The following is a 629-nucleotide window of genomic DNA, read 5'->3' on the forward strand; positions in this document are numbered from 1 at the left end:
CGGCGATTCCACGAGCCGAGCAACGGTGCTCGCATTGCGGACGGTGGTCCGGGGCGGGGGTTCTCCTTTCAAAATAAGTCCGCCACCCGGCGCATGAGCCACCGATTCCCTTGTTCGTCACGAAGTTCGCCTTAACGTCAAAGCTGAACGCAATTCACTACGGTAGAGTTGCAAAACGAAGGATCGTCTTGCGGTGGTAACACGCGAACTTCAATTACTGGAAAATCCTGCAACTTTCTCGTGGTCGGCGGCCGGGCCGATCGGGCTGCAGGGGCTGGCGCCAACCAACGCGCAACCATAGCAGCCACAACGAAATGGCATTGCGAAGTGCCCTGCACGTCCTTAGCCAATCGGCCGACAATTTCTGACCGATCAAGTGCGCCCGCCCAAGATTGGCGGGCGTGACGATACTTCGCGCCGGATGCAGGCGCGATCAGCTCTATCTATTTGATTTTCAGATGTGGATGAGGATGATCGTTGAGCGTTATCGAAGCAGTCAAAGATCCTGCATTGCGAATGAAACGCACTTTTGCGGCTGCGTAACTGCGCTGTAACCTCCCATACTTATAGGCACGTTGAGCGGCATGCTGCGGAATCGCGTTATTTTCTAGCCCTATAAGGAAGATGGG

1 protein-coding gene is annotated in these 629 nt (G+C 55.3%); it reads right to left on the reverse strand.

The features are described 5' to 3' along the window. Nucleotides 1-443: 443 nt before the first annotated feature. Nucleotides 444-629: hypothetical protein (locus AC1DU6_RS34580; protein ID WP_477863019.1), on the reverse strand; the 186-nt coding region annotated here is incomplete at its 5' end.

It is taken from the genome of Roseateles sp. P5_B10, from assembly GCF_056400485.1.